General features: G+C 69.8%; 8 protein-coding genes and 1 rRNA gene. 6 read left to right on the forward strand and 3 right to left on the reverse strand.

What is annotated here, in order from left to right; translation table 11 throughout:
• Positions 1 to 11: 11 nt before the first annotated feature.
• The 4 genes from rrf to ACTVCO_RS12130 all read left to right on the forward strand — a co-directional run bounded on the left by rrf (position 12) and on the right by ACTVCO_RS12130 (position 4,638).
• Positions 12 to 128, forward strand: a 5S ribosomal RNA gene (gene rrf, locus ACTVCO_RS12115).
• Between the two features lie 246 nt (positions 129 to 374).
• The gene (locus tag ACTVCO_RS12120) at positions 375 to 593 is read left to right on the forward strand and encodes a DUF6458 family protein (RefSeq protein WP_443728693.1); all 219 of its coding nucleotides are present in this window, start codon (positions 375 to 377) and stop codon (positions 591 to 593) included.
• 111 nt (positions 594 to 704) lie between these two features.
• Positions 705 to 2,831, forward strand: coding sequence for a cytochrome c oxidase assembly protein (locus ACTVCO_RS12125; RefSeq protein ID WP_443728694.1), 2,127 nt, complete (start codon positions 705 to 707; stop codon positions 2,829 to 2,831).
• Positions 2,832 to 2,955: 124 nt separating this feature from the next.
• Positions 2,956 to 4,638 (forward strand): carboxypeptidase regulatory-like domain-containing protein, encoded by a 1,683-nt coding sequence (locus ACTVCO_RS12130; RefSeq protein WP_443728695.1) that lies wholly within the window; start codon positions 2,956 to 2,958, stop codon positions 4,636 to 4,638.
• A 104-nt stretch (positions 4,639 to 4,742) separates the two neighbouring features.
• On the opposite strand, the gene ACTVCO_RS12135 is transcribed toward ACTVCO_RS12130, so the two are convergent.
• On the reverse strand, positions 4,743 to 4,868 hold the full coding sequence (locus ACTVCO_RS12135; RefSeq protein ID WP_443728696.1) for a hypothetical protein: 126 nt from the start codon (positions 4,866 to 4,868) through the stop codon (positions 4,743 to 4,745).
• A 131-nt stretch (positions 4,869 to 4,999) separates the two neighbouring features.
• The gene (locus ACTVCO_RS12140) at positions 5,000 to 5,347 is read right to left on the reverse strand and encodes a hypothetical protein (protein ID WP_443728697.1); all 348 of its coding nucleotides are present in this window, start codon (positions 5,345 to 5,347) and stop codon (positions 5,000 to 5,002) included.
• A 154-nt stretch (positions 5,348 to 5,501) separates the two neighbouring features.
• On the opposite strand from ACTVCO_RS12140, the gene ACTVCO_RS12145 reads away from it, so the two are divergent.
• Complete coding sequence (locus ACTVCO_RS12145; RefSeq protein ID WP_443728698.1) at positions 5,502 to 6,026, forward strand: DinB family protein; 525 nt, start codon at positions 5,502 to 5,504, stop codon at positions 6,024 to 6,026.
• A 61-nt stretch (positions 6,027 to 6,087) separates the two neighbouring features.
• Here the strand turns inward: ACTVCO_RS12145 and ACTVCO_RS12150 are convergent, their stop codons facing one another.
• Positions 6,088 to 6,699: a TetR/AcrR family transcriptional regulator gene (locus tag ACTVCO_RS12150; RefSeq protein WP_443728699.1), complete on the reverse strand. Its 612-nt coding sequence runs from the start codon at positions 6,697 to 6,699 to the stop codon at positions 6,088 to 6,090.
• 548 nt (positions 6,700 to 7,247) lie between these two features.
• Between ACTVCO_RS12150 and ACTVCO_RS12155 the strand changes: the two genes are divergently transcribed.
• Positions 7,248 to 8,042: an acyltransferase family protein gene (locus ACTVCO_RS12155; protein WP_443728700.1), complete on the forward strand. Its 795-nt coding sequence runs from the start codon at positions 7,248 to 7,250 to the stop codon at positions 8,040 to 8,042.
• Positions 8,043 to 8,109 lie beyond the last annotated feature (67 nt).

Genomic DNA, 8,109 nt, shown 5'->3' on the forward strand with positions numbered 1-8,109 from the left:
CCCAATAGAGTTACGGCAGTCATAGCGTGAGGGAAACGCCCGGTCCCATTCCGAACCCGGAAGCTAAGCCTCACAGCGCCGATGGTACTGCCCTGGTGACGGGGTGGGAGAGTAGGACGCTTCCGGACATTCATTCGCGAAGGCCCACCCCGTACCGGGGTGGGCCTTCGTCGTACCCGGACCCAGAACGCAACACCGGCGGCCGCGCCCAGCCCCTCTGTGTCCGGCGCTGCTGCGCCCGGCCCCTCCGCGCCACTGTCCGGACCGGCGCGATCGTGCAGCCCACGTGCGCGCTCACCAGCACCGTCGACATGCGGCATCCCTGGAATGACGGGACGATGGGACCGTCAACACGCCCGACGAAGGGAACGACGATGAAGTACGGTACCGGAATCATCCTGCTCGTCATCGGTGCGATCCTCGCGTTTGCGGTCGCCGACCGCATCGAGGGAGTCGACCTCGTGATGATCGGATACATCTGCATGGGAGCCGGAGTGCTCGCGCTCATCATCGGCGCTATCGCGGGAGCCCAGCGGACCAAGACGACTCACCACGAGATCGTCGAGCGCCGCAACGACCCACCGGTCGCCTGACCCCAGCCGTGCACCCACGTCGGCGGCGCCGGCTCGTCCCCACGAGCTGACGCCGCCGTCGTCGTTCTCCGTGCGAGCCGTCGCCATCCTGCCCGCGCCTAGGATGGACGCATGACCGCCCCTGACGTCCCCGCGCCCACGCACGAGGACATCACCGGCTCCCGCACCTACCGGCCCGCGGTCCTCGTCGGGTCCATCCTCATGGGGATCATCACGCTCATCGTGGGCGGTCTCGGCACAGGGATCTTCGAGGCCTCCCTCATCGCCGACCCCGGCCCCGTCGTCCGCTGGGCACTGCCCGTCATCGTCGTGCTCCGCGACATCGCCCTCTCCGTGGCCCTCGCTGCGCTCGTCCTCGTCACCTTCCTCCTTCCGCCGGGCGACGACCGTCGCCGTGCCCTGACGATCGCCGGCACCGCGAGCGGCGCATGGACGCTCCTCGCCGTCGCCGACCTCGTCACCACGGTCGCCGACGTCCTCGGGAGCCCCGGCGGCGACGTGGACTTCGGCTCCCAGATGAGCGTCTTTGCCTTCCAGGTCCCCCTCGGGCGCATCCAGGTGACGCTCATCGTCATCGCAGCCGTTGTGAGCATCTGCGCGCTCCTCGTGCGCACCCCCACCGGGGCCGCGTGGTGCCTCGCCCTCCTCGTCGCAGGCCTTTTCCTGCGGTCCCTCACCGGACACACCGCCGGAGCGAGCGGGCACGACCTCGCCGTCTCAGCGATGCTCGTCCACCTCGCCGCCGCCGCGACGTGGACCGGCGGCATCCTCGTCCTCATCGCGCTGCGCGCCCGCGGCGGACTCCGCGCCCACGTGCTCGCCGAGACCGTCAGGCGCTTCTCGACGCTCGCCGCCTGGTGCCTCGTGCTGGTGGCGTACTCCGGAGTCCTCTCAGCGCTCGTCCGCCTCGGCACACCAGGCGACCTCGTCGAGACGCGCTACGGCCTGCTCATCGTCGCCAAGGTCGCGGGGATGGCGATCCTCGGGCTTCTTGGTTGGCTGCACCGTCGGCACGTCGTCGCGCAGCTCGCGACAACCGAGTCCGCCGCACTCGCCACGCGCGCCTTCTGGCGCCTCATGGCCGCGGAAGCCGTGCTGCTCGGCGCCGTCGCGGGACTTGCCGGTGCGCTCAGCTCGTCGGCGCCCCCGGTCCCGGACGAGGCCCCTGCCGCACCCACGCCCGCGCAGCTCGTCACGGGCGAGCCCCTCCCGCCCGAGCCCACGCTCGCCCGATGGCTCACGCTCACGCGCTGGGAGGCGATCCTGGGCGTCGCGATCATCGCCGCCGTCGTCGTGTATGTCCGCTGGTACCTCAGACTGCGCCGTCGCGGCGACGCCTGGCCCGTCACCCGCGTCGTCACGTGGTGTGCCGGCATGCTCGTCCTCCTGTGGGTGACCAGTGGCGGCGCCGCCGTCTACGGTCGCGTGCTGTTCTCAGGCCACATGGTGCAGCACATGACCATGGCGATGGTCGTACCCCTGCTGCTCGTGCTGTCCGCGCCCATGACCCTCGCGCTGCGCGCGCTCCCAGCACGGGCCGACGGCTCCCGCGGCCCGCGGGAATGGCTCCTCACCATCGTGCACTCGCGCTACGGCACGTTCTTCGCCCACCCGATCGTCGCCGCGGTGAACTTTGCCGGATCGATGATCGTCTTCTACTTCACCCCATTCTTCGAGTGGTCCCTCACGACGCACGTCGGGCACCTGGGCATGGTCGCTCACTTCACGCTCGCGGGGTACTTCTTCGCTAACGCCCTCATCGGGATCGACCCCGGCCCCAAGCGCCCCGGCTACCCGCTGCGGCTTCTCCTCCTGCTCGCCACCATGGCCTTCCATGCATTCTTCGGCGTCGCGCTCATGTCAGGCACCGCCCTCCTCGTCCCCGAATGGTTCGGGCTCCTCGGACGCCCGTGGGGTCTGCCCGCCCTCGATGACCAGCAGATCGGTGGCGGTGTCGCGTGGGGCGTCGGCGAGATCCCCACCGCGTTGCTCGCGATCGTCGTCGCCTTCCGCTGGGCCAAGGACGACGAACGCACAGCGAAGCACCGCGACCGCCGCGTCGAGAAGGCAGGCTCCGACGCCGAGCTCGACGCGTACAACGCGATGCTCGACGACCTTGCCCAGCGCGACGCCGAGTCGGCGCGCAAGCAGGGCGTTCGCGGGGCCACTGCGAACGGCGCACGTCCCTCCGGCACCCGCCCGCCCGAACCCGCTGGTGACGCGGACTCGATCACGTAGCGCCCGCTCCCAGGTGCTTCCCAGCAACGTGTGCTGCTCAGTAGGATGACCCCGTCGCGAGGACGATGCGCAGGGGCTTCTGTGTCGTCGGGGAGTCGCGCCCGAACGGGAAAGCAGGGACAGCATGAAGAGACTCACACTTGCGGCAGTATCGGCGGTGGCGCTCGCACTCACAGGGTTCGGCATCGCGCCGGCGAACGCCGCCACCGCCACGACCGGCCACGTCACAGTCAAGGTGACCGCCGTCGGCGGCGGGCTCATCGAGAACGCCTGGATCGAGCTGGAGGGTGACACCGCCGGGGCTTACGGCTCAACGAACGCGAGCGGAACGTACACGACCGACGAGCTCGCTCCCGGCACGTACGATCTCACGACCCGCCTGTCCTACCCGGTCACGGCCGAGGCGACGCAGAAGGTCGTCGTCACCGCGAACAAGGACACCGCCGTGGTGGTCGCCCTCGCGGGCGTCCAGGTCCTCACCGGCAAGGTCACCGCCAACAGCAAGAACATCTCGAACGCCTGGGTGATCGCCACGTCGTCGACGAACAGCTACTCGGCGAAGACGACGAACGGGTCGTACTCGCTCGTCGCACCGGCAGGCCAGTACACGGTCGAGGTCAACGAGGACTGGAGCGCCCCCACTGCGAGGTTCCTCACGACGTTCGCAGGCAACACCGTCCGCGAGGTCGACGCGAAGACCGTGCGCATCGCGCCCAGCTCCACCGCGACGCTCAACATCGCGGCCTACGCCAAGATCGGCTCCATCAAGGGTGCGGTCGTCGACGCCAAGGGCAAGCCGGTCGCCGGTGCCTCGGTGTCCGCCTACGGCAGCAACCGCACCGGATGGGCCTTCGCGACCACCGACGCCAAGGGAAGCTACACGCTGACGGGCCTGCCCGCCGGTCGCTACTCCGTGCACGCCCGCAAGGGTTCGCTCGAGAGCGAGTACATGTCGCCGCGGATCTACACGGTGAAGACGGGCAGGACGACTGCCGCCAAGATCGTCGCCCGCAAGCCCGCCGTGCACAAGGGAGCGATCGTCCTCAAGGTCAAGGCCTCCAAGTCGGTGTGGAAGCGTGGCAACGTGTGCGCGACCGCCGTGACGAGCAAGGGCGCCTACGCAGGCGAGGCCTGCGCAACCTCGAAGGCGAAGAAGCTCAGGCTCACCAACCTGCCGAAGGGCACCTACAAGGTGACCCTCAACGGCACGAACACCTCGGTGAAGATCGTCGTCAAGAAGAACAAGACGACGACGAAGACCGTCTCCCGGTCCACCGGGACGACGATCGCCGGCACGGCACGCACCGCGGCCGGCAAGGCCCTCAAGAAGGGCTACGTCGCAGTCTTCGACGCGAACGGCACCTGGCTCGGGAACACGCGGACGAGCAGCAAGGGCAAGTTCTCGGTCCCGGGTGCGACCTCCGGCTCCTACACGGTCATCGTCTCCGGCGCGAAGGCGAGCGACGGCGCGCAGGTGTCGAAGAAGGTCACCGTGAAGAAGGGCAAGAAGGCCGTGACGAAGGTTCGCCTCGTCAAGGCCGCGAAGATCACGGGCAAGGTGACGAACTCCAAGGGCGTCGGTATCGCCGGAGTCAACGTCGCCATCTCCGGGAGTGACGGCACGTGGCTGCAGGTCCAGACGAACGCCACGGGTGCGTACAGCGCGCCCGGCCTCGTCAAGGGCACGTACATCGTCTCGGCAGCCGACCCGTACCAGGGTGGTTACTACAACAGCAAGACCGTCAAGATCAAGGTTGCGACGGGCAAGTCGAAGAAGAGCAGCACGCTCACGATGGCTGCCGGCTGACAGCTGGGGGCGGCCGCGAGCGGCCGCCCCCAGGTCACGTCAGACGTGAGGGGCGCGTTCCGACCTACGGTCGGTGCGCGCCCCTTGCTCGTGCGACCTGGTCGTCAGGACTCGGGAACCGAGAGGATCCCCTCAAGGACGTCACTGAGCGAGATGTCCTTCGCGTCGAACGAGATGCCCAACGGGTCACCCGACGGCTGCTGGATCGTGTCGTCGACGGCGCTGCACATCGCCGGCCTCCCTCGCTCATGACGATCTGGCGTGGCTGCCGATCGCTCTGTCACTCAGAACTCATCGGCGCGCACGCACGCGACCTTGAGCAGGCGACGGCACGCGTGTCGCAGGGTGAGAAGGGATTGCGCTAGACGTCGTCGGGCGCCGGGCCGTCGTCGGACCGGGAGGCGTCGGGTGCCGGGCCGTCGTCGGACCGGGAGGCGTCGTCCGGAGTGGAGCCGTCGTCGGACCCATGGCCCCCGTCGGGCGCGGGACCGCCGCCCACCGCGGACGTTCCGCGCACAGCGTCCTCGGGGCGCGCCGCAGCGCGCGCCTGGGCGAGCTCAGACTCGCGAGCCGCGCGGACTCGCCGGACCGCCATGACCACCATGACGACAGCGAGCGCCAGGCCAGCCGTGACCAGGAGCCAGAACCGGGACGCCGGATCGAGCGAAGCCTCCGCGAGCACGCGCAGAGCGGGACGAGCAGACACCATGATGAGCCTCGAGAGGTGGACGGACCGCCGGCGACCGCTGCGCGCCGATGACGCCTGACGTTACCCCGACACCCCCGGACGAAGCACGGCGTTGGGCCTGCGTGGCTCGCGCGCACCCCGTGCCACGCGAGCACCGTCCCCGTACGATCAGGGCATGAGCGACGACACCGTGACCCCGGACGGCAAGGACTGGACGTGGGTGCTCACGAGCCCCTGCCCCGAGTGCGGGTTCGACCCCGCACGCCCCCTGACGGACTACCTGAGCGAGCTCGACGAGCACGTCGCGCGCTGGCGGACCGTCCTGCTGCGTCCCGACGTCCAGACGCGCCCCACCCCAGGGACCTGGTCGCCGCTCGAGTACGCGTGCCACGTGCGCGACGTCCTCGACGTCATGGCCTCGCGCGCCCTCAACATCCGGGAAGAGGACAACCCCATGTTCCCCGGCTGGGACCAGGACGACGCCGCGATCAGGCGCAACTACGCCGAGGCCCGGCCCCTCGCTGTCGCCGACGAGCTCGCCGAGCGCGCGCAGTGGTTCGCCCAGGCGTACGCGGACGTACGCGACGACGAGTGGGAACGCCGCGGACGACGCGGTGAGGACGCCGAGTTCACCCTGCGAACGCTCGGGCTCTACACAGCGCACGAGCTCGTCCACCACGCGCACGACGTCGGCGCCTGAGACGCGGCGCGCGCGTCTGAACGTACGAACGCCCGCGCGGGGTGCCTGCGCGGGCGTTGGCTCAGGGGGCTGTCGGCGTCGCGAGGCGCGCACCCACGGCCCGCAGGACGAACGCCTCGGTCGCGCGGCACGCGGCAGCGCGACCGGCCTCGTCCTCGCCGAGCGAGCGACCTGAGAGGCACGAGTTGACGAGGCTCACCGTGACATCGAGGTCCTGCTCGGGGAACTGCCCCTGCTCGATGCCCGCGACGATGATGCGGCGCAGGATCGTCTCGACGATGTCGGCGTGCCCGCGCAGTTGACGGGCGGTCGAGCGCGAGACGACGGTCCGCAGCTCGGGGCCTGGCGCGAGGTGGAAGACGCGCTTGAGACGCATGCGTGCCTGCACGTAGGTGCGCATCTGGGTGACCGGGTCGTCGACGTCGGCGAGCTCGCGTTCGAGGCTTGCGACGTACTGCTCGGTCTCGTGGTTGATGAACCCGACGAGCAGCGACTCTTTGTCAGGGAAGTGGTTGTAGACGGCTGTGCGGCCGATGCCTGCGGCGCTCGCGATCTCTGCGAGGGTGATCGAGTCGAATCCACGCTCGTCCATGAGCGCTGCGAGCGCGGTGAAGAGCTTGTGCCTCGTCTGCTGCCGGTGCTCGGCGAGGGACCCTCCGATGATCTTAGGCATGGTGACATGATGCCACTGATCGTCAGGACGATGACGACGTGGGGTCGTGCGACACGTCACATGACCCCGTGTGGGGTGTCCAGACGCTGGACCGTCGTCCACAGATTTTGTCCACAGGGGTGTGGATGACATGGGGAAGACGCGTCCCCGCCTGTGCATGAACCTGTGTGTGCCCCAGGCACACGAATTACACCCATGCGAAGGGTTGCCGACCACTGCTTGACCGGCATATGAACTAGGGACAAGGAACCGCTCCCCGCGCTGCGCGCGCACGCGCATGACGGACTCGAGCGGTGACGACCCACCGGAAAACGACCTCGGCGACGCACGCCAGAACGACCGGCGTGCACGGTCGCGACGCCGCGACGAGGACGGTCCCGAGGGTCCGACCGCAGCACGGCGCATCCACGCGCCAGCACGTCGACCGGGACACCGGGCAGCTGCGGCTCATGATGCTCTCCCCCGGGCCCGCGCCCGGGGGAGGGCTGTGAGCGCTCACCACGAGAACGCCCACAACCGCGTGGGCACCGAGCCCCTAGTCTCAGGACGTGACCGAGACCCCTCCCGACGCCCGGACTCGCCGGGTCGACGCCGCCCCGGCCGACCTCGCCCGCGACCGCTTCGCCGACCTCGCGCGCTCCGTTGCGCTCGGGGCGGTGATCCTCGGCCACTGGACCATGGCGGCCGTGAGCGTCGACGCCTCAGGCGCGCTCCATGTGGGCAACGTGCTCGCCAGAGCGCGCTGGGCCTGGCCCGCGACCTGGCTGCTCGTCCTCATCGGCCTGTTCTTCCTCGTCGGTGGCTTCGCCAACGCGACGAGCCTCGCCCGGGCACGCAACCGCGGGCTCACCGCCGGGGCCTGGGCCCGCCGACGGCTGCGCGGGCTCTTCGGGCCCGTCGTGCCGTTCGTCGTGCTCGTGCTCGCCGTCGTCGGCATCGCGCTCCTCGCTGGCGCGCCGCGAGGCCTCACCGCGACCGTCGCCGTCGCCGTCCTCATGCCCCTGTGGTTCCTCGCCGTCTACGGCGTGCTCGTCGTCCTCGCGCCGCTCGGGCTGCGGCTCGACGCCCGGTGGGGCTGGCGCGTGTGGGTCGCGATGAGCGTCGTGGCGATCGGCGTCGACGCCGTGCGGATCCTCACCGACGTGCCCTGGTACGGCTACCTCAACTACATCTTTGTGTGGGGGCTCGCGCAGCAGCTCGGGTTCGCCTACCGCGACGGGCGGCTCACGCGCGTGCGGGCGCCCGCGCTCGCCCTGTGGGCGGCTGCGGGCTTCGGCACGATGGCGCTCGGGACTGCTGCACGGATAGGTGACAGTCAGGCTCAGGCTGCGAGTGCGACCTGAGTGGTCATGATGGTCTCGAACTCGATGGGGGTCAACCGCCCCAGACGGACCTGCCGCCGCCGGCGGT

It is taken from the genome of Sanguibacter sp. A247, from assembly GCF_052324925.1.
Taxonomy (GTDB): Bacteria; Actinomycetota; Actinomycetes; order Actinomycetales; family Cellulomonadaceae; genus Flavimobilis.